At 58.3% G+C, this 26,284-nt stretch carries 32 protein-coding genes; 21 read left to right on the top strand and 11 right to left on the bottom strand.

Annotated elements, in window-relative coordinates; translation table 11 throughout:
• The first annotated feature begins 26 nt into the window (after positions 1-26).
• Both EV586_RS03420 and EV586_RS03415 read left to right on the top strand, forming a co-directional pair.
• Positions 27-347 carry a hypothetical protein gene (locus EV586_RS03420; RefSeq protein WP_132943655.1) on the top strand — a complete coding sequence of 107 codons (321 nt, stop codon included), beginning with the start codon at positions 27-29 and terminating at the stop codon, positions 345-347.
• Between the two features lie 25 nt (positions 348-372).
• A complete protein-coding gene (locus EV586_RS03415) occupies positions 373-732 on the top strand; it encodes a hypothetical protein (protein ID WP_094236340.1) in 360 nt (119 codons plus the stop codon).
• A 58-nt stretch (positions 733-790) separates the two neighbouring features.
• On the opposite strand, the gene EV586_RS03410 is transcribed toward EV586_RS03415, so the two are convergent.
• Both EV586_RS03410 and EV586_RS03405 read right to left on the bottom strand, forming a co-directional pair.
• Complete coding sequence (locus EV586_RS03410; protein WP_132943654.1) at positions 791-2,023, bottom strand: S-layer homology domain-containing protein; 1,233 nt, start codon at positions 2,021-2,023, stop codon at positions 791-793.
• 5 nt (positions 2,024-2,028) lie between these two features.
• The gene (locus EV586_RS03405) at positions 2,029-3,030 is read right to left on the bottom strand and encodes a DNA-3-methyladenine glycosylase family protein (protein WP_132943653.1); all 1,002 of its coding nucleotides are present in this window, start codon (positions 3,028-3,030) and stop codon (positions 2,029-2,031) included.
• Between the two features lie 76 nt (positions 3,031-3,106).
• Between EV586_RS03405 and EV586_RS03400 the strand changes: the two genes are divergently transcribed.
• Both EV586_RS03400 and EV586_RS03395 read left to right on the top strand, forming a co-directional pair.
• Entirely contained in the window at positions 3,107-4,060 is a 954-nt protein-coding gene (locus tag EV586_RS03400; RefSeq protein WP_165898201.1) for a GNAT family N-acetyltransferase, read from the top strand.
• A 53-nt stretch (positions 4,061-4,113) separates the two neighbouring features.
• Positions 4,114-4,932 (top strand): DUF2797 domain-containing protein, encoded by an 819-nt coding sequence (locus EV586_RS03395; protein WP_132943651.1) that lies wholly within the window; start codon positions 4,114-4,116, stop codon positions 4,930-4,932.
• A 42-nt stretch (positions 4,933-4,974) separates the two neighbouring features.
• Here EV586_RS03395 and EV586_RS03390 read toward each other — a convergent pair whose 3' ends face one another.
• Entirely contained in the window at positions 4,975-5,217 is a 243-nt protein-coding gene (locus tag EV586_RS03390) for a YuzB family protein (RefSeq protein WP_132943650.1), read from the bottom strand.
• A 135-nt stretch (positions 5,218-5,352) separates the two neighbouring features.
• Between EV586_RS03390 and EV586_RS03385 the strand changes: the two genes are divergently transcribed.
• On the top strand, positions 5,353-5,670 hold the full coding sequence (locus tag EV586_RS03385; protein WP_132943649.1) for a hypothetical protein: 318 nt from the start codon (positions 5,353-5,355) through the stop codon (positions 5,668-5,670).
• A gap of 2 nt (positions 5,671-5,672) precedes the next feature.
• Positions 5,673-6,953: a helix-turn-helix domain-containing protein gene (locus tag EV586_RS03380; protein WP_132943648.1), complete on the top strand. Its 1,281-nt coding sequence runs from the start codon at positions 5,673-5,675 to the stop codon at positions 6,951-6,953.
• 25 nt (positions 6,954-6,978) lie between these two features.
• Here the strand turns inward: EV586_RS03380 and EV586_RS03375 are convergent, their stop codons facing one another.
• The 4 genes from EV586_RS03375 to EV586_RS20950 form a co-directional block, all read right to left on the bottom strand.
• Complete coding sequence (locus EV586_RS03375) at positions 6,979-7,992, bottom strand: hypothetical protein (RefSeq protein WP_132943647.1); 1,014 nt, start codon at positions 7,990-7,992, stop codon at positions 6,979-6,981.
• 10 nt (positions 7,993-8,002) lie between these two features.
• The gene (locus EV586_RS03370; RefSeq protein ID WP_243652908.1) at positions 8,003-9,811 is read right to left on the bottom strand and encodes an HSP90 family protein; all 1,809 of its coding nucleotides are present in this window, start codon (positions 9,809-9,811) and stop codon (positions 8,003-8,005) included.
• Between the two features lie 113 nt (positions 9,812-9,924).
• Entirely contained in the window at positions 9,925-10,461 is a 537-nt protein-coding gene (lepB, locus tag EV586_RS03365) for a signal peptidase I (protein WP_132943646.1), read from the bottom strand.
• Between the two features lie 129 nt (positions 10,462-10,590).
• Complete coding sequence (locus EV586_RS20950) at positions 10,591-10,752, bottom strand: hypothetical protein (RefSeq protein WP_165898200.1); 162 nt, start codon at positions 10,750-10,752, stop codon at positions 10,591-10,593.
• A 130-nt stretch (positions 10,753-10,882) separates the two neighbouring features.
• Between EV586_RS20950 and EV586_RS03360 the strand changes: the two genes are divergently transcribed.
• The 7 genes from EV586_RS03360 to EV586_RS03330 all read left to right on the top strand — a co-directional run bounded on the left by EV586_RS03360 (position 10,883) and on the right by EV586_RS03330 (position 14,757).
• Positions 10,883-11,434 (top strand): NADPH-dependent FMN reductase, encoded by a 552-nt coding sequence (locus EV586_RS03360; RefSeq protein WP_132943645.1) that lies wholly within the window; start codon positions 10,883-10,885, stop codon positions 11,432-11,434.
• A 23-nt stretch (positions 11,435-11,457) separates the two neighbouring features.
• Complete coding sequence (locus EV586_RS03355) at positions 11,458-11,829, top strand: sirohydrochlorin chelatase (RefSeq protein WP_165898199.1); 372 nt, start codon at positions 11,458-11,460, stop codon at positions 11,827-11,829.
• 36 nt (positions 11,830-11,865) lie between these two features.
• Positions 11,866-12,108 (top strand): hypothetical protein, encoded by a 243-nt coding sequence (locus EV586_RS03350; protein WP_132943643.1) that lies wholly within the window; start codon positions 11,866-11,868, stop codon positions 12,106-12,108.
• 13 nt (positions 12,109-12,121) lie between these two features.
• Positions 12,122-12,316 (top strand): Fe-S cluster assembly protein IscX, encoded by a 195-nt coding sequence (gene iscX, locus EV586_RS03345; protein WP_132943642.1) that lies wholly within the window; start codon positions 12,122-12,124, stop codon positions 12,314-12,316.
• A 94-nt stretch (positions 12,317-12,410) separates the two neighbouring features.
• Positions 12,411-12,644, top strand: coding sequence for a hypothetical protein (locus tag EV586_RS03340; RefSeq protein WP_132943641.1), 234 nt, complete (start codon positions 12,411-12,413; stop codon positions 12,642-12,644).
• Positions 12,645-12,758: 114 nt separating this feature from the next.
• Positions 12,759-13,160, top strand: a complete 402-nt coding sequence (locus EV586_RS03335; protein ID WP_165898198.1) for a DUF1450 domain-containing protein — start codon at positions 12,759-12,761, stop codon at positions 13,158-13,160.
• Positions 13,161-13,257: 97 nt separating this feature from the next.
• Positions 13,258-14,757 carry a leucyl aminopeptidase gene (locus tag EV586_RS03330; protein WP_132943639.1) on the top strand — a complete coding sequence of 500 codons (1,500 nt, stop codon included), beginning with the start codon at positions 13,258-13,260 and terminating at the stop codon, positions 14,755-14,757.
• Positions 14,758-14,810: 53 nt separating this feature from the next.
• Here the strand turns inward: EV586_RS03330 and EV586_RS03325 are convergent, their stop codons facing one another.
• Positions 14,811-15,638, bottom strand: a complete 828-nt coding sequence (locus EV586_RS03325; protein WP_132943638.1) for a HoxN/HupN/NixA family nickel/cobalt transporter — start codon at positions 15,636-15,638, stop codon at positions 14,811-14,813.
• A 129-nt stretch (positions 15,639-15,767) separates the two neighbouring features.
• Between EV586_RS03325 and EV586_RS03320 the strand changes: the two genes are divergently transcribed.
• From EV586_RS03320 to EV586_RS03310, 3 genes are all read left to right on the top strand, one after another.
• Positions 15,768-16,523, top strand: a complete 756-nt coding sequence (locus tag EV586_RS03320) for a S1C family serine protease (RefSeq protein WP_243652907.1) — start codon at positions 15,768-15,770, stop codon at positions 16,521-16,523.
• A gap of 114 nt (positions 16,524-16,637) precedes the next feature.
• Positions 16,638-18,026 (top strand): TldD/PmbA family protein, encoded by a 1,389-nt coding sequence (locus EV586_RS03315; protein WP_132943637.1) that lies wholly within the window; start codon positions 16,638-16,640, stop codon positions 18,024-18,026.
• Between the two features lie 7 nt (positions 18,027-18,033).
• Entirely contained in the window at positions 18,034-19,395 is a 1,362-nt protein-coding gene (locus tag EV586_RS03310) for a TldD/PmbA family protein (protein WP_243652906.1), read from the top strand.
• Positions 19,396-19,417: 22 nt separating this feature from the next.
• Here the strand turns inward: EV586_RS03310 and EV586_RS03305 are convergent, their stop codons facing one another.
• On the bottom strand, positions 19,418-20,644 hold the full coding sequence (locus EV586_RS03305) for an MDR family MFS transporter (protein WP_243652928.1): 1,227 nt from the start codon (positions 20,642-20,644) through the stop codon (positions 19,418-19,420).
• Positions 20,645-20,794: 150 nt separating this feature from the next.
• On the opposite strand from EV586_RS03305, the gene EV586_RS03300 reads away from it, so the two are divergent.
• Positions 20,795-21,589 carry a hypothetical protein gene (locus EV586_RS03300; protein WP_132943635.1) on the top strand — a complete coding sequence of 265 codons (795 nt, stop codon included), beginning with the start codon at positions 20,795-20,797 and terminating at the stop codon, positions 21,587-21,589.
• A gap of 141 nt (positions 21,590-21,730) precedes the next feature.
• On the opposite strand, the gene EV586_RS03295 is transcribed toward EV586_RS03300, so the two are convergent.
• Positions 21,731-22,192, bottom strand: coding sequence for a hypothetical protein (locus EV586_RS03295; RefSeq protein ID WP_132943634.1), 462 nt, complete (start codon positions 22,190-22,192; stop codon positions 21,731-21,733).
• 345 nt (positions 22,193-22,537) lie between these two features.
• Between EV586_RS03295 and nth the strand changes: the two genes are divergently transcribed.
• Positions 22,538-23,209 carry an endonuclease III gene (gene nth / locus EV586_RS03290; protein ID WP_132943864.1) on the top strand — a complete coding sequence of 224 codons (672 nt, stop codon included), beginning with the start codon at positions 22,538-22,540 and terminating at the stop codon, positions 23,207-23,209.
• 3 nt (positions 23,210-23,212) lie between these two features.
• Here the strand turns inward: nth and EV586_RS03285 are convergent, their stop codons facing one another.
• Positions 23,213-23,971 (bottom strand): TRM11 family SAM-dependent methyltransferase, encoded by a 759-nt coding sequence (locus EV586_RS03285; RefSeq protein ID WP_132943633.1) that lies wholly within the window; start codon positions 23,969-23,971, stop codon positions 23,213-23,215.
• Between the two features lie 146 nt (positions 23,972-24,117).
• On the opposite strand from EV586_RS03285, the gene EV586_RS03280 reads away from it, so the two are divergent.
• The 3 genes from EV586_RS03280 (at position 24,118) to cysK (ending at position 26,283) form a co-directional block, all read left to right on the top strand.
• A complete protein-coding gene (locus EV586_RS03280; protein WP_132943632.1) occupies positions 24,118-24,474 on the top strand; it encodes a Lin0512 family protein in 357 nt (118 codons plus the stop codon).
• 104 nt (positions 24,475-24,578) lie between these two features.
• Positions 24,579-25,286 (top strand): C40 family peptidase, encoded by a 708-nt coding sequence (locus EV586_RS03275; RefSeq protein WP_207893842.1) that lies wholly within the window; start codon positions 24,579-24,581, stop codon positions 25,284-25,286.
• Positions 25,287-25,350: 64 nt separating this feature from the next.
• The gene (gene cysK / locus EV586_RS03270) at positions 25,351-26,283 is read left to right on the top strand and encodes a cysteine synthase A (protein WP_132943630.1); all 933 of its coding nucleotides are present in this window, start codon (positions 25,351-25,353) and stop codon (positions 26,281-26,283) included.
• Position 26,284: the final 1 nt, after the last annotated feature.

Genomic DNA, 26,284 nt, shown 5'->3' with positions numbered 1-26,284 from the left:
CGCGCACAAGCGTAAGGAGAGCCCGCATGTCTTATTATCGTTTTTGGTGGCGCACGTGCATCATCTTCTGCCCGGCCATCTTTTTGATCCTTTGGCTCAGTGGGGTCTCGCTGCTCTATTCGCTCCTGTCGGCGCTGGGCGTCGCAGTGATCGGACTGCTGCTGATCCTGCCCTTCATCTTCGTCTTCTCCCGCGTCGACCGCTCGATGTGGTCGCCGGAAGAAGAGATCAAGCGCAAACTCCGCTATCAGCAGAAACTGCGGGAGTGGGAGCGCGGCGATCGCGAAGACGAGGACGACGATGAGGAGACGGAAGAGAGGCCGGAGGAAGAAGTGCGCGGACGTTAACCTTTTGGAAGCGAGGAGCCTGGAAATGTATTACGCATATGTTCTCGAACAGAGCCGAAAAGCAAAAGCGACGCGCAGCGCCTACGAGCATTGCAAGTCGCATACGAAATCGCCGCTTTTGCCGCCGGTCACCATCGCCGATTTCCCGCTGACAGACGGTGTGGCGGTGCCGCAGCAGGATAAGCACCGCGTGCTCAACCTGCGCCTGCACGATGAGCATCTCAGCCCTTATTTGAAATCGAACGCTTCCTTGTTCCATCTGCTGATGATCGACGACAAGACCGAAACGAAGATCTATCGTGCAGAAAACGGCTGGATGCTCGTCTTTGAAGGCATTCAGGCCCAGCCGAAGCCGTTCGGACAAAACGGCTTCGATCTGCGGTAGCGACGATCCCGATGAAAAAACACCATCCCTGCGCGGGATGGTGTTTTTCAATGCACGGTTATTCCGGAAACTTCTGCAAGGTGCCCGGGATCACGTCGATGCTGACGACCGTGTTGTTGAGAATGGTCAGGCCGACGCGGTCGCCGATCTTCACGTCGGAGAACGTTTTGCTCTGCGCGTTCATCATCACGGCAGCGTCGGCCGCGATGTCGAGGGTCAGCTTTTTGTTCGCTTGCTTCAGCGCAGTCTTCGACTGCAGGAGCAAGGTGATCGACCCTTTTTTGCCCGCTTGCGGCGCGGTGTAGGCGAGCACCTGGCCATGGGCAAACGTTTCGATCAGTTCGCGCTGCGGGGCTTCTTTCTTGGCGTGGACCAAGACGATCTCGCCTTGCGCGTTCAGGAACAGGCGGACGCTCATGCCGGCTTGCAGCGCACTCTTGGCGGAGAGTTTGTCGCCGACGAACACAAAAGAGGTGGCGGCGAATTTCAGGGTCAGATCCTGATGCGTGCGGCTCTTGAAGGTCAGTCCATCAGACGTGACCTGGCCGATCGTGCCGTTCAGCAGGCCTTGGGTCTGCGCTTGGCGGTTGTCATCATATTCGAAGGAGTTCTCGGCGTTGCAGAGGATGACCGCCATCTCATTGCGCTTGACCGGCTTGTTCGGCTGGAACGTTTGGTTCGGGTAGCCGGTGATGACGCCTTGATCGACCGCCACCGCTATGTATCCCACCGCGTCCGCCTCGATTTGCGACGCGTCCTTGAAGGTCAGCTTGTCGCTCATGTGCGCTTTGGCTTCTGCGTCGAGGCCCATCGCGCGCACGACCAGTTCGGTCACCCATTCGCGATCGGCGTACGCTTGCGGGTGCAAAGCGGCGTCTTGGTCGAGGAAGCCGTTCGCGATCGCCAGCGCGACGAACGGGCGGGCCCAGGCGGACACTTTGACTGCGTCGGGCAGCTGCAGTTTCGTGTCTTTTAGCTGCAGGGCTTCGTCGGTCAAGCCCATTGCGCGGATGGTCATGATGATCGCTTCTTCGTGGGAGACGTTGGCGCTCGGGCGGAACTTGCCGTAGCCGTCGCCGCTGATGATGCCTTTCGTCGAAGCTTCGGTGACAAAGCGCAGCGACCAGTCGGTCGACAGCACATCGGAGAAGCGCAAACTGGATTTGTAAGAGCCGGACAGTTTAAACGGCGTCGGCGAATCGTTTTTCGCCGGCATCGTCGCCAGTGCCGAGGTCGTTCCGAGCGTGGTGATCAAGGTTGCAGCAAGCAGAAGAGATAACCGTTTCTTCATTCCAATCACTCCTTGTCTTGTTCTGCCATAATTTTCGAATTTTTGCGCCGTCCTGTGGGGGTGGTTTCCTTTTGTTGTTTCTGGGCGGCGCGGGCGAGTCCGAGCGCTGTCCACAGATAATAGGTGGCGTACGATTCATAGCCTTGCCAGCCTTGGGCAAACGCGCGCACTTCCAGTTCGGTCGGCTGGTGGTCCCAGCCCCAGAAATGCTGAATCGCGTTGCGCAGACCGATGTCGGCGGCAGGAAGCAAGTCCGGGCGGCCCAGTCCGAACAGCAGCACGCATTCGGCCGTCCAGCGGCCGATGCCGCGCAACTTGACCAGTGAGTCGATCGCTTCTTCGTTGCTCATCGTTTCCAGTGCAGCGAGATCGATGCGGCCATCCGCCACGCCGCGCGAAAAGTCGATCACATACTCCGCCTTGCGCTGGGAAAATTTCAAGGGACGCAGCTGATCATATTCAAGCCGGGCGATCTGCTCAGGTGACGGGAAGGCAAAATGGGTCGAGTCTGCGACATCGATCGAAGAAGCGCACAGTTCGACCAGGCCGCGCTTGAGGTTTTCGGCAAAGGTCAGGTTGACCTGCTGGCCGATGATGGAGAGGATCATCGATTCGAACGGTCCGGAGTCGAGCAGCAGGTGCAGGCCGGACAGCTCGGCGGTGAGGTTTTGCATCACCGGATCGTCCGCCACCTTTTCATAAAACGGGAGCAGGGGACGGTCCACAGACAGCATATGCCGCCAAATGTCGGCTGCTGCGTCCGCCTGTGCTTCATCCTGCGCGCCGTGCACGTCGAGCGTGATGCGGGGCGCTTCTTGGGCAGCAGTTGTTTCAACTGCCGAAACGTGCACCAGCACCGGGCGGCCGCCGATGATGTGGGCGCGGGACAAGCGGTTGTCGCCGATCGAATACAGGTAGGTGTTCGAGGAGCTCTCCACCCGTTTGCGAAAATACTCGAATCGATAGGGCGCTGGCGGCGTCAAAATGTATGTTTTCTGAAACGACATGTTGAGTTTCCCCCTTTTGGTAATTTTACTGTATAGTAGATTTAAGGTCAGAGTCAAATGATCGGAGGTAATGAGGATGAAATATCAGATTCGTTCGGTAGAGCAAGGTGACGTGTGGAACATCGCCCACGTGGTGCACCGCTCGCGCGGGCTGGACGGACCGCTCTTGGAGCGGCAGGTGGAGCAGGATGTGGCTCGCTTTCAGGAGCAGGGCGTCATACAGCAAGTGGAGTCGAATACGCTTGTCGCACTGGACGGCGATGTGTTCGCCGGCTTGTTGCGCTATGGACAATTCGAGCATGAGCTGCAACTGCAGCGGCCGGATGTCGACCCTGCCTATGATGAGCGGGACGTGACCCGGGCGCTGCTGCGCGAGATCTGGTCGTTTGCAGGACCTGCGATCACCAAAGTGACATACGTGGATCACGCCACGCACGCGGGCACGCTCGGCGATGTGTTTGAGGAAGCGGGTTTTTACCGCTGGGTCGACCGGCTCGACATGCGCCTGAAGTTGACCGAAGAGGTGGGGCCGGGGCAGCGCGCGCTGACCTTCAAAGCCTACTCGGAGGAGGTCAGGGAGCGTTTTTACAACGTTTACCGGGCCTCGTTTGGCAGTACGCTCGATCCGATGATGCAGTGGAGCGCCGACTACCCGGAGCAGAGTTTTCTGATGTTTCAGGAGCGGTTCGGCCCGTTTGATCCGGAGATCTGGGTGCTGGCGACCGACGCGGAAGGGCAGGATGTCGGGTTTGCGATCTTCCATCAGTTTGACGGCGGACGCTACGCGGGCGACACGGTGCTGCTGTATACCGGGGTATCGCCGCAAGCGCGGGGCAAAGGTTACGGCAGCGAAATCGTGCGTGAAGGCTTGCGGCGGGTGCGGGCCAAACGCGGACCGCAGCATGCGGTGTCGCTCAGCGTGACGCGTGCGAACAAGCCGGCCGAAGACAACTACCGCAAGCTTGGTTTCCGCCCGACCGAAGCGTTTACCGTGTATAAATTGGACAAGGTTGAGGGTCGAAACTCGTAGCTGTTTTTGATACACTTGTAGAGATCAAGAGTGGGCTGGAGAGGAAGTGGGTTATGACGACGTACGAAGGTTTTTTGAACTCATTGACGCATCGGCCGGACGCTCCGGTGAGCTATACGCTGGAGCTCGGTGAACATAAAGTTCCGCTGAACGAGTTGATCGGGTGGGAAATCCGCTTCTCGTTCCTCAATGAAATGGCCTGCTGCACCTGCGGGCGCAAAGTGAAAAAGCTGTACGGCGGCGGCTACTGCTACCCCTGCGTGACGACGCTGGCCGAGACAGACCTGTGCATCGTCAAGCCGCACGAGTGCCATTTTGACAAAGGCACTTGCCGCGATGAAGAGTTCGCCAAGACGCACTGCATGATCCCGCACTACGTCTACCTGGCGCTCTCCTCCGGCATCAAGGTCGGCTTGACCCGCAAGAACCGCGAGCTGACGCGCTGGGTCGATCAAGGCGCGATCAAGGCGATTCCGATCGCCGAGCTGCCGACCCGCAAGATGGCCGGGGAGCTGGAGATGGCGATCGCCGAGCACATCGCCGACAAGACCGACTGGCGCAAGATGCTGAAAGGCATCGTCGACGATGTCGATCTGTTCGAGATGCGCACCAAGATCAAGGAGCTCGTGCCGGAGGAGTTCCAGCAGTATCTGTTCGACGTGGAGGAGCTGTACGAGTTCACCTACCCGATCTTGGAGACGCTGGAGAAGGTCAAGTCGATCGGTTTTGACAAAGCTCCGCTGATCACCGGCAAGCTGCTCGGGATCAAAGGGCAGTACCTGATTCTCGACTGCGGCGTGCTGAACATCAAGAAGCATGCCGGCTACAAGGTACAGATCGAATTTACCAAAGTTGATGAGCTGACCGCATAATGCGAAAAACGGGCCTGACCGCTTTCGGCCAGGCCCGTTTTCTTATCCCAAGGCGGCGAGTTCTGCTGCGATCGCCGTTTTGATCGTGTTCCACAATTCGTCTGTCGTTTCCGCCCAATGGATTTCCCCGTTGACGTAAGCATACGGATGCAGGGCGCATTCGGAACAATTGCTGAGGCAAGACGTGCGGATGACGCTCGTGCCGGGATATGCGGATTCCAAGCTTTCCAGATCGAGTCCGGAAGCCGGATTGACATCGCAGACTTCAACGATCACGATTCCCATGTTTCTGGCTCCTTCTCCCCTTGCGTTGTTTTGTTTTTTAGTGTACCAAGAAAGGGCAGGGTTTACTAGAAGGACGCTTGCAGACACTATCCCCTACATAGAATCAAGGAAAGAAGACGAGGAGCTGTTTACAAGATGGACGTGCAAAAAAGTTCGCTGGGTTTTGCTGAGATCTCGCATTTTGCGATGAAGGATGACAAAGGCACGGTGGAATTCGCTGTGATCCCGCTGCCGCCGCAATATTTGCTCGGCATGGCGATGGGCTCGAAGCTGGTCATACTGTCGGCGCCGTATGAAGGCACCGCGCTGTTTCAGGCCGGTGTGACGGCCGATGAGGTGCAGGCGCGCTTTCAACTGCCGAGCCGCGAGGAAGGCGTGCGACTGTCGGTGATGCTGACCACCGCCTTTATGGAAATGCCGGGCGCTGGACACACCCCGCACATCATCTTCTAACCGTGTCCACGCTCGGCGGGAAGATCCGCGCACTGCGCAAGACGGCCGGCCTGTCGCAGCGCGAATTGGCGGACGGGCTGGTCACGAAAAGCATGATCTCGCAGATCGAGACGGACCGCATTCAGCCGTCCTCCGATCTGCTCAAGCGCATCGCCGCTAAGCTGCGCGTGACGCCGCAGCAGCTGATGCCGGCGAAACATGAAGATCAGGAACGTCTGGCCTGCTACAAGCAGGCGCAGGCGTTTTTGTCGCTGGGCCATTATGCTGAAGCGCTGCCGCTGTTACAGGAGTGCCTGCAGGAACCGCATCCGGCCTGGCCGGAGCTGCAATTGACCTATCAGACCGCCTATTGCCGCCAGCAGCTGGAGGCGTATGAAGAGGCGCGCAAGCTGTACGAGAAGGCGCTGCGCCTGGCGATCTGCGACGAAGACGCCCTGCTGGCAACCCGGATCTATGTGCGGCTTGGCGAAGTGGCGCACAGTCTGGGCAAGCTGGAGCTGGCGGTGGTCGAGTGGAAGCGGGCGCTGCGGGAATGGGAGCGGCATCTGGCAGCGGGGGACGATCTGCTGCTGCCGCTCGATATCTGCCTGTCCCTCGCAGGCGGTATGCAGTCGCTGGGCCTGGCGCAGGAGGCGCTGCAGGTGTATCGGCGCGCCGAGCAGTTGCTGCGGAGCGCGCCGGAGCAGACGAGGCGGCGCGCCGACGTGATGTACGGGAGCGGGCTGGTGCTGGAGCGGCTGGAGCAGCATAGAGAAGCGGAAGACTGTTACGCGGCCGCGGAAGAGCTGCTGCACAATCTGAAAGACCGTCGCCCCGCCTTGCAGGCGCGGCTCGCCCGCGGGCGTTTGCTGGCCAAGACGGGGTGCTACGGAGAAGCATTGTCCCTGCTGTCTGAATGCGTGCAAGAGGCGGAAAGCATGCCTGGCGGCGAACTGCTGGTGCAGGCGTATGGCGAGCTCGGACAGGTGCGCCGGCAGATGGGCGAGCGTGAGCAGGCTGTGCAACTGCTGCAGGCGGGGCTTGCTGTGACCTGTGCCTGCCGGATCGAGCGGGGGCGGATCGCGCTGGCTCTGGCCGGGCTGTATCGCGAACAGGAGCGCCTGGGCGAAGCGTTGGCTGCGGCGGAGCAGGCGCAAGGATTGTTGCAGGGGACCAAGGAAGAGCTGCTGGCCGTCTACCAGCTGCTGACCGATCTGTACAAGCGCCAGGATGACTTCCGCCTGGCCAGCCTCTGGGCGGAGCGGGCGGACGAATTGATCGCCGAAAAGACCCTCGACAGGTAAATGTCGAGGGTCTTTTTGCAGCTATTTATAGCTGAGCCAGCGTCTTTTCAATCCACGCGGCGTAGTGCGCATTGCCGTTGCGCGCGTCAAACGCGGCGGCGAGCTCGCGCGTTTTTGCTGACAGCCAGCCCAGTTCTTCATGCTCGTGCCCGGAGCGGTGCAGGCGTTCGAACAGGAACCAGCCGGCGAGGAAAAAGCGGAACTGGTTGCGCTGGTCGGTCGTGGTCTCTGCTTGGCGCAAGTGCTTGTGGAACAATGTCAACGCGCGGTCCGGGTCGGTCAGGGTGAGGAAGCGGATGTGGTTGGCAAAGCCGTGCACAAACGACGGCTCGTGCTCGATCTTCGGATAGCCGCGTTTGTGCAGTTCCTCCGCCTCGTCGATCCGGCCGAGGCGGACCATCGTGTCGAGCAGGTCATGCAACGTGTTGTGCGGCACGGTCGAGCAGGCGAGCTGTCCGTTTAAAATCGGCTCGGCCAGCGCCAGCGCCTTGTCGTCTTCACCGAGCCAGACCATATACTCGACCTGATGTGCCCGCTCGCAGGCGAGGCAGTCACAGAACTCATCGACCGCTGCGGACAGCCACTGGCGGTAGTGGACCTCGGCCTGCTCCTGCTCACCGGCGAACATCGCGTGGGCGTGCAGCTGGCGGTAGTACGGCCGCAGCGAGAGCCCTTGCGCCTCGTAGCGCGACTTCATGTCATCCATCATCGCGTCGATCTGCGCGCGGGAGATCTGCGGGAACGTGCCGATGTGGCCGACGACCCATTTGTATTGCCAGAGCATGCGAGTCGGATCGAACGTCTCGGGGTGTTTGTCCATTTGGGTCAGGCACCAGGAGAAGGCGACGAGCATGCGCCGCGGATCGCCTGCGCCAAGCGCGGCGCTGAGCAGCTTTTCACGCAGTTCGAAGGAGTCGATCAGCTCGTTGTGGCGGTCGGCCAGATGGATCGCCTGTTCGAGCAGCGCGGTCTTGGCCTCGCCGTCGGGCAGCAGATCGGCCTGATGTTCCAGCATGTACAGCTGTTCCTGATAGTTCATCGTCCCCCTCCTATCTCATGCCCAGTTCGATCAGGTTGAACAGGCCGTTGTTGAGCAGCTTCATCTCGCGGTGGTTGAGCGGATGGTGTCCCATCAAAAGCGCCTGCACGTAGATCATCTCCACCGCCATGCGCTGCAGCTCCGGATCGGCCGACTGCACCAGCTTGGCGATGACCGGGTTGCGGAAGTTAAAGCAGAGCTGCCCGTGCGCGGCCGGCACGCCAAACGCGGCGCCGAGCGACCCGAGCACGGAAGCGAACAGCGGGTTGGCTTCCTCCTGCGTCCGCTCCACCGAGCGCAGGAACGTCGCTTCTTCGCTGGTCGAATAGAGCGCGGGAAGCTCGAGCGGCAAGAATTTTTTGATCTCCGCTTTGCAGCCGAACGACTGCAGGGCGGCGTCCGCCGTGCGCAGGAACTGGAAGACGAGCTGCTGCTCGGCCAGAGTCAGGTCTTCGAATGACTCGGTGATGTCGATCGGATCGATGCGCTCCACCGTATATTCCGGGAAAAAGTCGGTCAGGCGCTCGATCAGCTCCGCATCGAAAACATAGCCGCCGTTGATCACGCACATCGACTGCGCGGCCGACACGCGGGAGATCTGACGAAACTCATCGAGCGAAGGGGTAAAGCGAATCACCGCGTTGTGCTCTAAGATCTGCTCCATCGTCAGGCGGCCCTGCGACGTTTCGAACGGCAGCCACTTGATGAACAGGCGATAGAGCTGGTCATCCTGCACGGCCAGCGCTTTGATCGACAGGAAGTGGATCGCGATCAGCTTGTGCAGGCGAGGCAGGTCGTGTTCGGCGAGGTAGATCAGATAGTCGCGCAGGCAATTGCCGAGCGCTTCGCGCACGGTGGCCAGCTTGCCGTCTTCATAAAATTCTTCGCGCGATGCCGTCGGCAACAGGTCATTGCTGTTGATGATGCATTTGACAAAAAAGGCCCATTCCGGCAGAATGTTCTCCACATTTTCCGACAGAAGCATCTGTTTCAGGTAGACCTGATGGTTCGTCTTCGCTGCGATTGACGCGCGGTGCGGCAGAACAAAGGCGATGCCCTGCACGTCGCCGACTTCGGAAGAAAGCGGGATGAAGTCGATAAAGTTCTCGCCGAAAAAGCGGCGTCCGTAGTCGAGCATCGCATCGCGGGAGACGGTCTGCTCCCAGTTCGGCAACAGCCACGGCGGCTTGCCTTCATTGATCGTCTTATTGCGGCTGCCGTCCGAGACGTTGACCGGGTAGGGGAGCAGGGCGCCGTAGTGCCGGCAGAGGTCTTGGACGGTAGCCAGCTCAAAATATTCTTCATAGCCGAGCTTGCTGCGCAGGTAGATGCGCGTACCAGGCGTGAAATCGCCTTCCAACAGGCGGATCGTATAGGTGCCGTCCGGCTTGCCGCGCCACTCGACCGCCTTGTCGCTTTGCACGGAGCGGGTGATCAGGACGATCTCGTCGCTGACGACAAAGCAGGAGAGCAGGCCGATGCCGAAGCGCCCGATAAAATCGGTGTTGCGCATCTCTTCGGCGCGCTTGGAGGACTCGCCGATGATCGCCAAAAATTGATGCACTTCCGCTTCGGTCAGCCCCACGCCGTTGTCTTCAAAGATCAGCGTGCGGGAGCCGTCCCCGGAAGCGAACACTTCTAAGGTAAGTTCGCCTGCAAAATCAGGCTGCAGCTTGGCGCGCGCCCGGATCGCATCGGTGCCGTTTTGCAGCAGTTCGCGAATGTAGACGCGGGGCGAGCTGTACAGGTGTCCCGACAACAGCTCGATCATGCCCTGCAGGTTGACTTTGAAGCGGTAGTTTTCAGCTGGGTGTTGCAAGTTATTTTCACCATCCTGTATCGTTAAACGGTCGAATTAATTTTGCTTTATCAAACCCCATCATATCATAAAAAAGAGCACCTGGAGCAGGTGCTCTTTGCGCAATTCATAGATTATTTGACGTCCAGCCAGTGCGGGGACGGATAGAGCACGAAATCGACGCGACCTTTTAAAATATCGGACGGCAGGAATCCGACGCGGGGGTCGCGTGAATCGAGCGAGGCGCCGGGATGGCGGTTGTCGCCCATCACGAAGACATGTCCGTCCGGCACGGTGGTCGGCGCGAAGTCGTTGGTGACAGCATCGATGTACTCTTCCTTTTGCTCCTGGCCGTTCAGATACAGCACGCCTTGACGGATCTCCACCACGTCGCCTGGCAGACCGATGATGCGCTTGATATAGTCACGGGTGTCGTGCGGGGCCGGAAAGACGACGATGTCGCCACGCTGCGGGTCTTCCAGATCATACGCGAGCCGGTTGAGATAGACGCGCTCTTGATTTTCCAGCGTCGGCTGCATCGATTGTCCCTCGATCTTGGTGATGGCAAAGACATGCTCGCGAATGAGGATGTTGATAAGAAACGCGGTGGCGAGAATGGCCGCCCAGCTGAGCCCTTCGCGCAGCCATTTGTTTTTGATTTTTTTGAACATTTTCAACGAGAACCTCCTTCTGATCATTCGCTCAATTCTGTACTATCGTACTATTCGCGATTTGGAAGGAGGATTCCTACAGAAACGGTACCAAATATTGTCTAAATTTTTAACATCTTAGCACGGGGTTTAGTGCGAACTGCCCGAAGTTCCGCTCGACGTGCCGCCACCGCCCCGCGCCCCGCCGCCGGAACCGGTGTCGCCCGGATTGCGCTGCGCGTCGCCGCCGCATCCGGCTACCAGCGACCCGGCCAGCAGGATGCTCAGCGCTGTGAAAAATCCTTTGCGCATGGTTCGTCACCTCCTGCCCTATAGCATGCCCAAAACAAAGATTTTTTTGGGGAAAAGTATTGCCAGTTTCCAGACATTGGAGTATAGTAAGTATTAATAGACGCACTTTTTACATAGGAGGAAACATGAAATGAAACTTGTAGCTCTGATTGGCAGCTTGCGCACCGGTTCGACCACGATGAAAGCAGCAAAAGTAGCGATCGACGCAGCGGTGGCTGCCGGCGCAGAAGTTGAGATTTTTGACCTGCGCGAGCGTCCGCTCCCGATGTATGATCCGGACGATGAGAACAGATACGAAGAGGAGAACGTGAAATATTTCGTCGAGCTGATGAACAGCGCAGACGGCTTCATCCTCGGTTCCCCGGAATACCACAACGGCATCTCCGGCGTGTTCAAAAACGCACTGGACTATGTCGGCTACAACCAATTCGCGGGCAAGCCGGTCGGCCTTGTCGCATCGGCCGGCGGCGCGGTGGCGATGAACACCTTGAACCAGATGCTGACCATTCTGCGCTCCCTGCACGCTTATGTCGTGCCGCAGTTCGGTTCGGTCGGCTATAACGATACGTTTACGGAAGAAGGCAAATTCACCAACGAGAAGTCGCAGCAGCGCTTTGAGCAAATCGGCCAGTCGGTGGTCAACCTCGTGAAAGCGATGAAACAGTCTGCTGACGTAAAATAGTTGGGGCATTGCGGAGGGGCATGATGACAACAGGCGTTCTTTTTGTCGCACACGGCAGTCCGGTGCGCGCGGCCAATCAGGAGTTGCTCGATCTGGTCGACGGCGTCCGGGCGCGCGGTCATTACGGCGTGGTGGAACCGGCTTTTCTGGAAGGGGCGTCGCCCGACATTCCGGAAGGGCTGGCCCGGTGTGTGGCACAAGGGGCGGACAAAGTTGTCGTCATCCCCTATTTTTTGCTGCCCGGCCGCCATGTCTCGGAAGATCTGCCGCGCTTCCTGGCGGAAGCAAAAGCGCTGTACCCAGGGACGCAGTTCATTTTGGGCGACTATTTGCGCTTCTCGGAGCGGATGGGGCAGGCGGTGCTGCGCAGAATTCGGGAAGCGGGTATGATATAGTAATAGCAGATCCTGCTTGAAAGAAGGCGAACGTCAATGGATACGAGAGCGACGTTTGAATGCCCGTCGTGCGGTCATGAGGTCAAACCTGACGCGCTGACGGGAGAGCGGGGCCATCAGGACGCGGTCTGTCTGCGGTGCGGTGCCGGGTACTCACGTACGTTTGGCCGCTACGAAGACGAGTGGGTGTTTGGCCTGTGGCGGAACAAGGAGACGGGACGTGTCGCCTGTTCTTACTACAAGACCGCATTTGGCACCGATGCGAACGATTGTGAATGAGGAGGTATCGACGATGAATTGGGAAGATGCACAAGATATCGCGGAAGCCTTGCATGAGCTGCACCCGGACGAAGATGTGCTGTCGCTGCGCTTTGCGACGCTGCGCCGCTGGGTGCTGGAGCTGGATGGGTTTGAAGGCGCGCCTGAGGACAGCAACGAGAAGATCCTCGAAGAGATCCAGATGGCCTGGTACGACCTGGTCTCCTAAGCAAAAACGCCGCCCGTTTTGTGCGGGGGCGTTTTTTCGTTTTGACAGGGCATCCTAACTTTACAATCTTTTGTAAAGGCAGGAGGGCTTTTGGATGGAGCAGGTATGTCCGCTGTGCAACGGCTTGGCCGATGCAGGCGTCAAATGCAGGGCGTGCGGGATGACGATGGAGGACGGCGGGATGTGGAGCGACTATGCCGGACCGTATGCACCGTATGAGCTGACCGCGCATGTCAAGCAGGAAAACGGGGGGCAGTGCACGCATCTTTTGCATTGTCCGCAGTGCGGGAACGAGGCGTATGCGATCATTCAGAGTGACTTCATCTGATCAGAATGATAGAATAGAGTGGGATACGCGTACTTTTTATGGAATTTCATCTACAATTTGATGTAGAATAAAAGAAGTGTTGCGTCAAGTTTTTTTCTAAAGGAGATGTCTGTCGTGGCTTCATCTGTGAAATGGGTGTTCTGTAAGCAAAACCTTGAGAAGCATTCCCAGCGAGTTTACGATGCGTTGCTCTCTAAATATCCGGAAGAAAAAGTGGACATTAAGGATTGCGCCGGCGCAGACTTGTGCTCGCTGTGCATGGATGTGCCGTTCGTGCTTCGCAACGGCTCGATTGTGCATGCCAAAGATGAGCGCGACCTGTACTTCAAAATCGACAGCTCGATGCAGTTCTTGAGCCGCGAGCGCCTCGTTCCGCTCCCGCCGGCTCCGCCGGCTGCAGAGAAAGACGCAGCAGCTGACAAACCGGCTGCCGCAGCAAAACCGGCCGCAGCGCCGAAAGCGGAAGCTGCACCGAAGGCGGAAACGAAAGCAGACGATACACCGAAGTTGGACTAAGAGTCACCGACCGCATTTGGTCGGTTCTTTTTCTTAGGACACCCTACATAAGCTGTTAGTTACCATCTCGTTAATCATTTGAAGGGAGAGAAGAAAATTGAACATCAATCTCCAACTGCAATCTGTCACAACCGTGGCAGCGGATGTCCTTGTCGTCAATTTGTTTGAAGGGGTAACGGAGCCGGCCGGTGCGACCGGGGCGGTCAACGAAGCGCTGGGAGGCCAGATCTCCGCACTGATCGAATCGGGCGACCTGACGGGCAAGTTTAAAGAAACCCGTCTTCTCTACACCTTTGGCAAACTGGCAGCGAAGCGCGTCCTGATCGTAGGTCTTGGCGAAGCGGAAGAATTCTCCGCGAACCGCGCGCGCTCGGCAGCTGCTGTCGCGGCGAAATTTGCCCGCGAACATGGCGCCTCGACGCTGGCGACCCTCGTGCATGGCGCAGGCCATGGCGGCATGGAAGTTCAGCAGGCGGCACAAGCGCTGGCAGAAGGCACGCTGCTCGGCCTGTACACCGTGAAGAACCTGAAAAAACACCAATCGGTCTCCAAGCTGACCGATCTGATCGTCGTGGAAGCGGACGAATCGAAACAGGCAGCGATCGCAACAGGTCTCGAGATCGGCCGCATCTACGCGGAAGGCACCAACTATGCCCGCGACCTGATCAACGAGCCGGCAAACATCCTGACCCCGACCCGACTCGCAGCGCTGGCGACCGATGTGGCGGTCGAGACCGGCATGGGTATCACTGTGCTCGGCGAAGCGGAAATGAGCGAGCTGGGCATGAACGCACTGCTCTCGATCGGCCAGGGCAGTGTCGAGGAATCAAAGCTGATCGTCATGTCCTACCACGGCAACCCGGATTCGGAAGAGATCCTCGGTCTGGTCGGCAAAGGCGTGACGTTCGACACCGGCGGCTATTCTTTGAAGCCGATGGCCGGCATGGAAAACATGAAGACCGACATGGGCGGCGCCGGGGCAGTGATCGGCGCGATGCAGGCGATTGGCCGTCTGAAGCCGAAAGCAAACATTGTCGCGGTAATCGGCGCAGCGGAAAACATGGTGTCCGGTAGCGCGATCAAGCCGGGCGATGTTGTCGTGGCGATGAACGGCAAGTCGATCGAGATCGTCAACACCGACGCGGAAGGCCGCGTGGTGCTTGCGGATGCGCTGCACTATGCGATCGAAAAATGCGGCGTGACCAAAGTCGTCAACGCAGCGACGCTGACCGGCGCGATCTCCATTGCGCTCGGCCGCAAACTGGCGGGGATGTTCTCCAACGACTCCGAGTTCGCTTCGGAAGTCAAAGATGCGTTCCACCGCTCCGGCGAGCGCGTGTGGGAGATGCCGCTGGTGGAAGACTACAAGGCATCGTTCTCCTCGAACGTGGCCGATATGAAGAACACGGGTGGACGTGACGGCGGTTCGATCACCGCCGCACTGATCCTGCGCGAGTTTGTCGATAACACGCCGTGGGTGCACCTCGATGTGGCCGGTGTTGCCCGCGACCAGGACGGCCACGGCGATCTCAACCCGAAAGGCGCGACCGGCTTCGGCGTGCGCACGCTGGTTGAGCTGGCGCTGGGCCAGCAGTAATTCGGATCACTCAAGATAGCAAAAGCCTCCGACGATGATGTCGGAGGCTTTTTTTACGTAAGCAGGCCGAGGGAGGAGATCGATTCGTAGGTGACGAGGAAGCCGATCAGCACGATGATCCCGGCGCTGACCGTCGCCATCGCTTCACCGAAGCGGCGGCGTTCGAGGAAGCGCACTTTGTGTTCCGCTTTCAGGAGCAGGATGCCGAGCAGCGACAACGCCAGCGCCCCGCCGATGGAGAAGGCGACGACCAGCCCTACGCCCATCGTGATCTGGTCGGCGGAGATCGCCGCCAGCAGCATGACCAGCGCGCTCGGGCAGGGGATCAGTCCGGTCAGCACGCCGATCGTCAACAGGCGTCTCGCAGAGCGCTCCTGCGTCGCCACCGCCGCCAAAGCTCCGGAGTGGCCGTGAGCGTGGGCAGTCCCATGAGAGTGCCCGTGAGAGTGCGTGTGTGAATGTCTGTGTGCATGCCCGCCTTCTGTCGCCAGTTCCGAGATGTGGTGCACATGCCCATGGCCGCACACATACGTCTCGTCAGCCGCCGTCCCGATCCGGCCCAGCGACACGACAGGCGGGTTCATGCGCAGATAGACCATGCGCAGGCCGATGCCGGTGATCACAGCCCCGGAGACGAGGCCAAGCCATGCTTCGATCTGCTCCGGCATCCAGAACTGCAGCGCTGTCGTCGCCACAAAAGCCAGAAACAAGATCGACAACGTATGCGAGACGGCCGACGTAAAGCCAAGAAACACCGCGTCGCGCAGCCGCGCCCGCGACGAGATGAGATAAGCGGTCATCACCCCTTTGCCATGCCCGGGCTCCAGCGAATGCAGCGCGCCAAGGCCCAGCGCCATCGGGATGGCAACAAATAGATCCAAAACGGTCACCTCCAGTTTCAAGCAAGGCTTGTCATCTCATGTCTATGCGCGACAAGTGCCCTTTTTGCCATCGGGGACAGACTTAGGCTCACCGCGCAGACGGGCAAGCACATAGGATGATGATACGAGGTGAGTGGAGTGAAAAAGCGCGTATCGAAGATTGGCATCCCTTCGGCGTCAAGTCGTCGCCGCACATCATCTAAGTTCGCCATCCCGAATTTTGTCAGCATCGCGAACCGTTACAAAGATGCGGTCGTCAACATCGAGGTCGTCAAACGCGATCGCCGCGCCGGCTCCAGCCGCCGACGCGACCTCGAAGAAGATTCGCGAAAGGTAGCGAACATCGGGACGGGTTTCTTTTTTGACCCGCGAGGATACATCCTGACGAACCAACACGTGATTCACGAAGCAGAAGAAGTGTATGTCCGCTTTTTTGATCAGGACGAAGATGTTCGGGCGGAAGTCGTCGGGGCTTCCTATGAGCTCGACCTGGCCGTCCTGAAAGTCAAACCGCCCAAAAACGCCCGCACTCTGCCGCTTGGCGCGTCGAAAAACATCCAAGTCGGCGAATGGGTCGTTGCGATCGGCTGTCCCTTAGGCCTCGACCACAGCGTCACCGTCGGCATCATCTCCGCCAAAGAGCGTCCGATCACCATCGGCGACCGCCACTACACCCAACTGATCCAGACGGACGCTGCGATCAACCGCGGCAACAGCGGCGGCCCTCTGATCAACATGCGCGGCGAAGTGATCGGCATGAACACCGCCGTCAGTGCTTCTTCCCAAGGCATCGGCTTTGCCATCTCCATCGACGTGATCAAAAACGCCATCGACGATCTGATGGATGGGGTGCCCAAACGCAAAGCGAAACGCAAGAAATCGTAAAAACCACCTTTGACCGGGTGGTTTTTCTTCGTTACACGAAAATTTTCAGGCAATAATTCTGATTTTTATGATACGATTACATCACGTATCTTTTGTAATCAAGGGGGTAAGCATATGCTGTCTCAAGCATTGATCGAAGACGTTTTAGCAGCGGCTCTGGAGACCGGAGGCGACTTTGCGGACGTTTTCGTGGAAGATAAGACGATCAACACGATCAGCATGATCGGAGGCAGCGTCGAATCGGCGCTGACCGGCCGAGATTTTGGCGTTGGCATCCGCGTAATTTCCGGGCTGTTTGCCGTATATGCGTATACGAACGACTTCCGCCGCGACAACCTGCTGCACGTCGCCCGTCAGGCGGCGCAGGCGATCCGCGGCACGAAGCGCGACCTCACGCTCGACCTGCGACGCACCGTGCTGAAGTCGGAGCACCCGATCTTAATTTTGCCGGAAACGGTGAGCAAGGCCCGGAAGATCGAGCACATGCGCCGCGCGCACGAGGTGGCCAAGGCGTACGATCCGTCGATCTCTCAGACCAGCATCACCCATAAAGATGAAGATCAGAAAGTCCTGATCGCCAATTCGGACGGCCTGTTTGTGGAAGACCGCCGCACGCGCAACCGTCTGTACATCGAAGCGGTAGCGACGTTCGGCAATGAAAAGTCGGTCGGCAGTTCCTCGCCGGGTGCGCACCAAGGGTTTGAATTTATGGAGAACCTGAACGTCGAGGAGCATGCCCGCCTCGCCGCTCATACGGCCAAGACGATGGTCCGCGCCGAATTTGCTCCGAGCGGGAAAATGCCGGTCATCATCGACAATGAATTTGGCGGCGTCATTTTCCACGAAGCTTGCGGACACGGCTTGGAATCGACGTCTGTGGCGAAAAAAGTCTCGGTGTTCTCCGATAAGGTCGGCGAACTGGTCGCCTCTCCGCTCGTCACGGCGATCGACGATGGCACGATTCCGAACGCCTGGGGCTCTTCGACGATCGACGACGAAGGCACACCGACGCAGCGCAACGTGCTGATCGAAAACGGCATCTTGAAAGGCTATCTGATCGACAAGCTCGGCGCCAAGCGCATGGGCATGCAGTCGACCGGCTCGGCGCGCCGCGAATCGTACAAATTCGCGCCGGCGTCGCGCATGAACAACACCTATATCGCAGCCGGCAGCACGGCGCCGGAAGAGATCATCGCTAACACCGAGTACGCGCTGTATGCGAAATATCTCGGCGGTGGTTCGGTAAACACGGCGACGGGCGACTTTAACTTTGTCGTGCGCGAAGGATATATCGTCAAAAACGGCAAGATCGAAAAGCCGGTGCGCGGTGCGACCCTGATCGGCAAAGGCATCGACGTACTGCAGAAGATCGACATGGTCGGCAGCAACCTCGGGTTTGGCCAAGGGATGTGCGGATCGATCTCGGGCAGCATCCCGGCCGATGTCGGGCAGCCGATGATCCGCGTGGCGGAGCTTACGGTCGGCGGACGGAAAGGGGAGTGACGGGACGATGACGATGGATCTCAACCAACTGAAGCAGGCTGTGTTCGAAAAAGGGCGCGCTTACGGGTTCTCCGAGATGGAGATCTACTACCAGGCGGACCGCGCGACCAGCGTCCGCATATTTAAAGGCGATATCGACACGTTCAACATTGTCGAGCGGGCCGGTTTGTCTTTCCGCGGCGAATACCAGGGCACGATGGGTGTGGCCTATACGGAGAAGCTCGATGAAGCATCGATCGATCAGATGCTGCAGGCCGCAAGGGAAAACGCCGAAGTGACGCAAAGCGAAGAGAAGGCGGAGCTGTTCGCCGGATCGGAAAGCTATCGGGAGGCGCGCAGTTTTTCTGATGAACTGCACAACACCGATGCTGCGACGCTGATTCAAGCGGCGCTGGATATGGAAGCGGCCGGGCTGGCGGCCGATCCCCGCATCGAGCTGCTGAACTCCTGCTCGGTGGTCAACTCGAACAGCGAAGTGATGATCGTGAACACGAAAGGTCTCGACTGCCGCACCGCCAGCACGATGGCAGTCTGCCAAGTGTCGGCGCTGGCGAAAGAAGCTGATGCGGTGGCGACGGCGTATGACAATGCGTTTAGCGCCGCGAGCCTCGCCGATCTGGATGTGCAGGCGTTTGGCGACCGCGTCGGTCGTGACGCAGCAGCCAAGCTTGGCGCGCAGGAGATCGAATCGGATAACTACGAGATCATCTTCCGCAACAACGCGATCGCGACGCTGTTGCACACCTACTCTTCGATCTTCTCCGGCTCCAATGCCGACAAAGGGCTGTCGGTGCTCCAAGGCCGTCTCGGGGAAGCGGTGGCGGGCAGCAACATCACGATGATCGACGACGCGCATCTGCCGGGGGCGCCGGGCAACACGCCGTTCGACTCGGAAGGCGTGGCGACCGGCCGCACGGAAGTGATCAAAGACGGCCAGCTCGTCTCCTTCCTGCACAACTTGAAAAGCGCGAAAAAAGCGGGGGTGGCCTCGACTGGCAACGCTTACAAAGCCGGATACCGCGGCGATTTGACGACGCTCCCGAACAACTTGTTCATCATGCCGGGCAGCCAATCGCTCGACGAACTGATCGCCAGCACCAAGCGCGGGATCATGATCATCGAGTTGCATGGACTGCATTCGGGCACCGACGCGATCTCCGGCGACTTCTCGTTGGCGGCGCTCGGCCACTATATCGAGGACGGCAAGATCGTGCGTCCGGTCAACCAGATCACCGTCGCCGGCAACTTCATGAAGATGCTGCAGAACGTGGAAGCGATTGGCCGCGACCTGCGTTTCCAAGGCACAGGTCGCGGCGCATGCGGCGCCCCGTCGCTGAAGATCAAGTCGCTCACGATCTCCGGAAAATAGCAAGAACAAAAAGAACGGACCATCAGGTCCGTTCTTTTTGGTGTGTCCGCGCATACAGGATGAACGCGGCGGTCGGCAGAGCATGCAGGAGCAGCATCACCAGCAGCAGGGTGGAGAACGAGGTGTTGTCGTAGAGCAGTCCGCCGAGCATCGGCCCGAGCATGCGTCCGGCGGTGGACGCGCTGCCGATCAGTCCTTGCAGGAAGCCCGCACGGGAAGGCGGAGAGAGCTGGGCGACAGCAGCCGGGATGCCCGGCCACAGCAGCATCTCACCAAAGGTCAGGATGATCATCCCAAGCAGAAAGACCCAGTAGGAATCGGCCGTCAGCAAAATTGCGTAACAGAGCAGGAACAGCGCGGTGCCGAGGTACATCTGTGAGGATAAGCTCTTGAAAAACTTGACGATATAGGCGAGCAGGGGCTGACCGGCAAAGATCAGCACCCCGTTGATCGTCCACAATAGGCTGTACATCGACAGTGCGATGCCGTTTTCCTGCATGTGAACGGAGATCGAGGTCTGCCACTGCACGTAGACGATCCAGATCGTCAGGAAGCCGACAAATAGCGACATCACCGGCACCCACGGAATCTTGGGCTCGATGCGCACGCCAGCCGCCGCCGTTTCATTGACCGAAGCTGCCTGCGCCGCTTGGGCTGCCTGCGCCTCTTGAGTAGTCGGCCGGTCGTGGATCTTAAACAGCACAAACACGGCGAACAGCAAGAACGTCACCCCGGCCGAGAAGAAGGCCAGCTTGAAGGAATAGGAGGCGACCAGCCCGCCTGCTGCCGTACCGACGGCCACGCCGAGGTTGTTTGCCACATAGATGAAGTTGAACGCGCGGCGTCCCCCTTCCGGCCACGACTTGGCGGCCAATGCGTTCAGCGCCGGGAAGGTGAGGGAGGCCGTAAACCCGTACAGGAACATCACCGTGACATACAGCGGCCAAGAGTCGAACAAGCCGATCAAGCACATCAGTGTGGCGGAGGAGAACAGCCCGAGCAGGAGCACGGGGCGGCCGCCGATCTTATCGAACAGTGTGCCACCGGTCAATTGCCCGATCGACGCGCCGGCCGAGTGCAGCAGCAGTACGACCCCGGCGACGGTGAGCGGGCGGCCCAACTCACCGGAGATGTAGATCGAGTTCAGGGGCCAGATAAAAGACAATCCGGCTACGTTCAAAAATCCACCGAATGCCAAAAACCATAAGATTTTCGGATAAGTATTCACCGCATCGCGAAGTCGAGTCATGATGCCCACGCTTAGATCATCTCCAAATCGTTCGTCTGTTGATCTGCCTATTCTATCAAACTAGCGGAAGAGGGACAACGGTTTGCCCTGTCATCGACTTTTCTTTATAGTGGATACAAGAAACCATATGTCGGCAGGAGGAGAAAAAGCATGCAGGAGTGGCTGGAAAGGGCCCGCCAAGCGGTGTGGCCGGAGTGGAGTTACGAGGAGATGATCAACATCAAGCTCTGTTTCCTTCAGTACTTGGGAACGGGATTTGCGCAAAAAGAGGCGGAAGAAGCGGTGCGGCTGGCGGAGCATCTGGAGGCGTTTGGCGGGGAAGAGCAGGCGATGCTGTTTGCGACCGGCAACATGGTGACAGCTGCGCAGGCGGCGCTTGGCAATGCGGCGCTCTGTGACGCTCCGCTGTTGTATCCGGCGGTGCTCGCCGCGATTGAGCTGCAAAACAAAGGCGGCAAAGAGCTGACCGCAGCGCTTGGCGCCGGACTGGAAGTGACGTATCGCATGGGGGATCATCCGCAGGCGGAACTGCTCGGCGCGCTGATCGGCGTCGCCAACGCATTCGAATTGGATGAGGACGGCTGGAGCGTGCTGGTCGGCACGGTGCTGCACGGCCGCCACTTGACGGCTGTCAGCGGGATGAGCCGCGCGCTGCTCGCCCACGATCTGCTGCTGGCTGGGTCGCTGGCCCGCGATGAGTGGGGCGAGGGCATGACGGAGCGTGGCGAGGTGCCGGCCGAGTGGCTGCAGGCGATGCTGGTGCAGACAGGGGAACCGGGGCTGAATACGTTTATAAGAGCGCTCGATCTCAATGCTGACGAGATCATCGCGGAGTTCCGTGCACAGGCGGCAGACAAAATCCCGGCGCCGCATATCGAATATTACATCGATGCGGTGATGGGGATGGAAGACATTTGTTGTGTGCCGTTATTCTTCAGAAGATAAGAGGCCAGGGGAAATCCCGGCCTCTTTTTGCGTCTCGAATGTTTATGCAGACCGGGTGCTGTGCATGTGGATCAGGAGTTAGCCACCGCATAAGACGCTGAATGAAGAGAGCAGGCTTCCATGGGAAGCCTGCTCTTTCGATTATTGCTGCTCTTGGTCTGCTGCAGCCACGGCCAGCAGCTCTTCGCTGAAGCCGTGCTCGCGGATCTTTTCCACCAGATCCGGCACTTTCTCCGTATCGCAGACGATGCTTTTGGTCGGCGAGACGCCGATGACCAGCTTGATCTCTTGGTAGGTCACAAGGTTCAACACAGCCTCCAAGAACGTTTCGCTGACGCCGACAGCACGCCATTCCGGGTTGCTGATGCGAATCGCCGACTCGCATTCCTCAGCGATCGCTGCCGACGGGAACAGCGGCACGACCATCGCTTGGCGGCCAAACGACAACTGGATGCCCGGATAAGCGTAGATCTCACCAAGATTCTGCTCGCCGTCAAATTTCATCAGCGTATAAAAAGGTTCACCTGCTGTGCCGAGTACAGGCAGATGTTCCTCCCACAGTTTGCGCATCGTATCGATCTGTTCCTGAGTCAAAGTAGCCACGATGAAACCTCCCTCTCTCTGCTGTTTGAATTTTATATCTTGTTTGTCTTTTATTATAGATTATAAAGTATTTAAAGGAAATAGGGGGGACGCCTGTTTTTGTCAGGCGGTGTGCAACTGCCGTTCCGAGCGTTGCGAAATATCATAAACTAAAAGAAAAGCAGTCAGAAAAAGAGGTGTCACACATGGATGTACCCGAATGGATACGCAAACACCGGGAGCGGATGGAGCTCGGGTTGCGCGCCGCATGGTCGATTGGCATGAGCATCCTCTTCTTCACACACTATTTTTAAAAGGAATACATGAGTCGTTGTCGAATGCGTATCGTGGGAGGAACGACTCGTGATGAAAAAAGCAGAAGTGCCCGTTTTGATTCAACATTTAAAAGAGATGTACCCGGATGCTCACTGTGAGCTGGTGCACAACAACCCGTTTGAACTGCTGATCGCGGTGGTGCTGTCTGCGCAGTGCACAGATAAGCTGGTGAATGAAGTGACGCCCGGCTTGTTTGCCAAGTATCCCAAGCCGGAAGACTATCTGAACGTCACCCAAGCGGAGATGGAAGATGCGATCCGGCGTATTGGACTGTTTCGAAACAAGGCGAAGAATATCCTCGAGACTTGCCGGAGACTGTTCGAAGAGCAGGGTGGACAAGTACCTAACGATTATGAGTATCTCGTCAGTTTGCCGGGAGTGGGGCGCAAAACGGCCAATGTGGTGCTCAGCACGGCGTTTGGCGTGCCGGCGATTGCGGTCGATACGCACGTGGATCGCCTGTCCCATCGCTTAGGCCTGACCAAGGCGGAAAATGTGTTGCAGACAGAACACGACCTGATGAAGAAACTGCCGAAGGAAGAATGGACTTTTACCCATCATGCGCTGATTCTGCATGGCAGACGCGTTTGTGCAGCCAGAAGCCCAAAATGTGAGATCTGTCCTCTGCAGTCGATCTGTGATCACTATAAAAAAGAAACCAAGAAAGCGGCGAAGCAAACCCGTAAAAAGGCAGAAGTATGAGCCTTAGCGGGAGTGCTTCGGCGCTTTTTGTTTTTTCTGGAAGATGAAGAGATATTCATGATTGTGGAGCGGGACGGGTAACTTGTAGACAGGGGTGCGGGAATCGTAGATGTCTTTGACAGAAAAGCCGCGGGAGAGGAAGCGATGGATAAACTGGAAGCCGAGCGGCAACATGCGGCCATGTTCTTTGATGTCACCGATCAGCAAGGCGCAGATGCCGCCGGGCTTCATAACGGTGTGCAGCTCAGAAGCAACCTGTTCGATCGCGAGCAGAAAATCGCGGGAAGAGAGCAAGGACAGATCGTCCGGATTGTTGGAGGAAAAACGGTAGGTGCTGCCGTACGGCGGCTGTGTGACGACGAGGTCGACCGACTCTTCGCCGATGAGATGGCTGAGCTTGCGGGCGTCTCCGCAGAGCAGGGTGGGGGAATTGTTCTCTGCGAAGACTTCCATGCGCCGCAATGCCGCGTCGAGCATGTGTCGGTTGCAGTCGACGCCAATCGCCTCGCGTCCCATCAGGAGCGACTCGAAAACTGTGCTGCCAGACCCGGCAAACGCATCGAGCACCGTGTCGCCGGGACGAGAGTGCGAATCGATCAGATATCGTACCAGAGCGGGGGAAAAGGAGAGAGCGAAGGCACCGGCCTCCTCCCGCGCGGATTGGGGGAAATTCCAGTCCGGATGCAGCAGATCGAGCTGCGCACTGCGGACTGCCTCATGTGAACGAATGGGGGATTGGTTCATAATTGCGGGAGTTGCCATGAAACCTTCACTCCTTTCAAAGTCTCTGTAAGGAGATTGTACTACGAACGGTAGAGTTTGACAAGAACGTATGTTCTGTTTTGTTTGTAGCCCGCATTTTTTATATGATCATACATGGATAACAACACCAAGAGAGGGGAATTGTTATGAACGTGGTCTTTATCGAAATCGGAATGGGTGTCGACCTGCACGGGCAGGATGCGACGTCTGCTGCTGTGCGCGCCTGCAAAAATGCGATCGGCACCAACTCGATGCCGGGCATCCGCAGCATCCTGCCGGAGGGCGACATCAACAATATGAAAGTGCGGGTCAAGCTCGGCGTTCCCGTTCCGGCAGAGCAAGTGGACATTGACAAGGTAAAAGCGACTTTTCCCTATGGACAGGTCTCGGTGGAAATCGTGCCGGGCGGTCTGATCTGCTCGAGCGGCGTCGTGCTGCCCGACAAAGGGGATGTCAACGATGAAGTGATCGTCGTCAACGCGGCGGTGGAAGTCGGCTACTAAGCCAAGATGTCTAAAAGGTGGATAAGCCTACATAGAATGAACATAGAAGATCACTCTGTTACGGAGTGATTTTCCTTTTTTCTAATTACGGAAGGAGTCGAATGATGAACAAGCGTCAGCATTTCAATTCCGTTTGGCTTTGCACCCTCCTCATCTGCGCGCTCGTCCTCTCCGGGCCGCAAGTGAGCATTCCCGCACTGGCCCATGGCCTGTCGCAGCCGACAGCGGGCCAGGCAGAACATTCGCTGGTTTTGCGCACCGAACAAGGACAGTTCGGCGTTACATATCAAGATCGACAAGGAGCGGGGCATAAAGAGCTGCAGGCACAAGACCGGCAGCTGGCAGAGGAAAAGCGCCTCGCCCGCGAAGAGAAGCTTCGCATGAAAAATCTGCTCGCCTCGCGCTCGATTCACCTCGCCCAATATGCGAAATGGGTGAAAGCGCAGCAAGGACTGAGCGTCGCCCGCGACGCGGAAAGCTTCGTCGGCGCGCCTTATGTCTGGGGCGGCACCACGCCGCAGGGCTTTGACTGCTCCGGCTTCACGCAGTATGTGTTCGCGCAGCACGGCGTGGCGGTGCCGCGCAATTCCTATGATCAATTTGACGCGGGCAGGCCGGTGGCGGAGCAGGAACTGCAGCCGGGTGATCTCGTCTTCTTCACCACCTATGCGCCGGGCCCCTCGCACCTCGGCATCTACGTCGGAGAAGGAAAATTCGTCCATGCGCTCAACAACAACACAGGCGTCATCACCTCGACGCTCGACAACGATTACTATAAGAACCGTTTTCTCGGAGCCAAACGCGTGATTTGACAGGCACAGAAAAACATGCCACGATGAAAGCATATGCCTGTATCACCGATCAGGAGTTGGCAAAATGAAAATCGTACATAACATGGCAGAATTGATCGGCGAAACGCCGGTCGTCAAGCTGTCCCGCCTGCTGCAGGGCGAGATGGCCGACATCTATGTAAAATTGGAGATGTTCAATCCCAGCCGCAGCGTCAAAGACCGCGCTGCGTCCAATATGATCGCGGAGGCGGAAGCGTACGGACGGCTCAAGCCGGGCGCGACGATCATCGAGCCGACCAGCGGCAATACGGGGATCGGCCTCGCGATGGTGGCGGCAGCAAAGGGCTACCGGGCGATCATGGTCATGCCCGACACCGCGACCAAGGAGCGCATCGCGATCCTCAAGGCGTACGGCGCCGAGGTGGTGCTGACGCCGGGCAAGCAGCGAATGAACGGCGCGGTGGCCAAAGCGGAGCATTTGGCGGCGCAGATTCCGAACAGCTTCATCCCGATGCAGTTTGAGAATTTCTCCAATCCGAACGTGCATCGCACAACGACCGCCCGCGAGATCTATCAGCAGATGGAGGGGCGGCTTGACGCGTTTGTCGCCACCGCCGGAACGGGTGGGACGATCACCGGGACGGGCGAGACGCTCAAGGAGCTGATCCCGGGCATCAAAGTATATGTCGTGGAACCGGAGTCCTCGGCCGTCTTGTCGGGCGAACCGCCCGGCCCGCACAAGATCGTCGGCACGTCCCCGGGCTTTGTGCCGCCGATCTTAAACCGGAACGTCTATGATGAAATCTTCAAGATCTCCTGCCAGGACGCGCAGGAGACAACGCGAGCCCTCGCCCGCAAGGAAGGCATCCTCGTCGGCACCTCGGCGGGAGCTGCTGTCCATACGGCGCTGAAAGTCGCGCAACGGCTCGGCCCCGGCAAGCGGGTGCTGTGCATCGCGCCCGATACGGGGGAGCGTTATTTGACGAGCGATCTGTTCGCAGTTGATGAGGAGGAGTAAG

Source organism: Tumebacillus sp. BK434 (assembly GCF_004340785.1).
Taxonomy (GTDB): Bacteria; Bacillota; Bacilli; order Tumebacillales; family Tumebacillaceae; genus Tumebacillus_A.
This window is presented reverse-complemented; position numbering and strand designations above follow the sequence as displayed.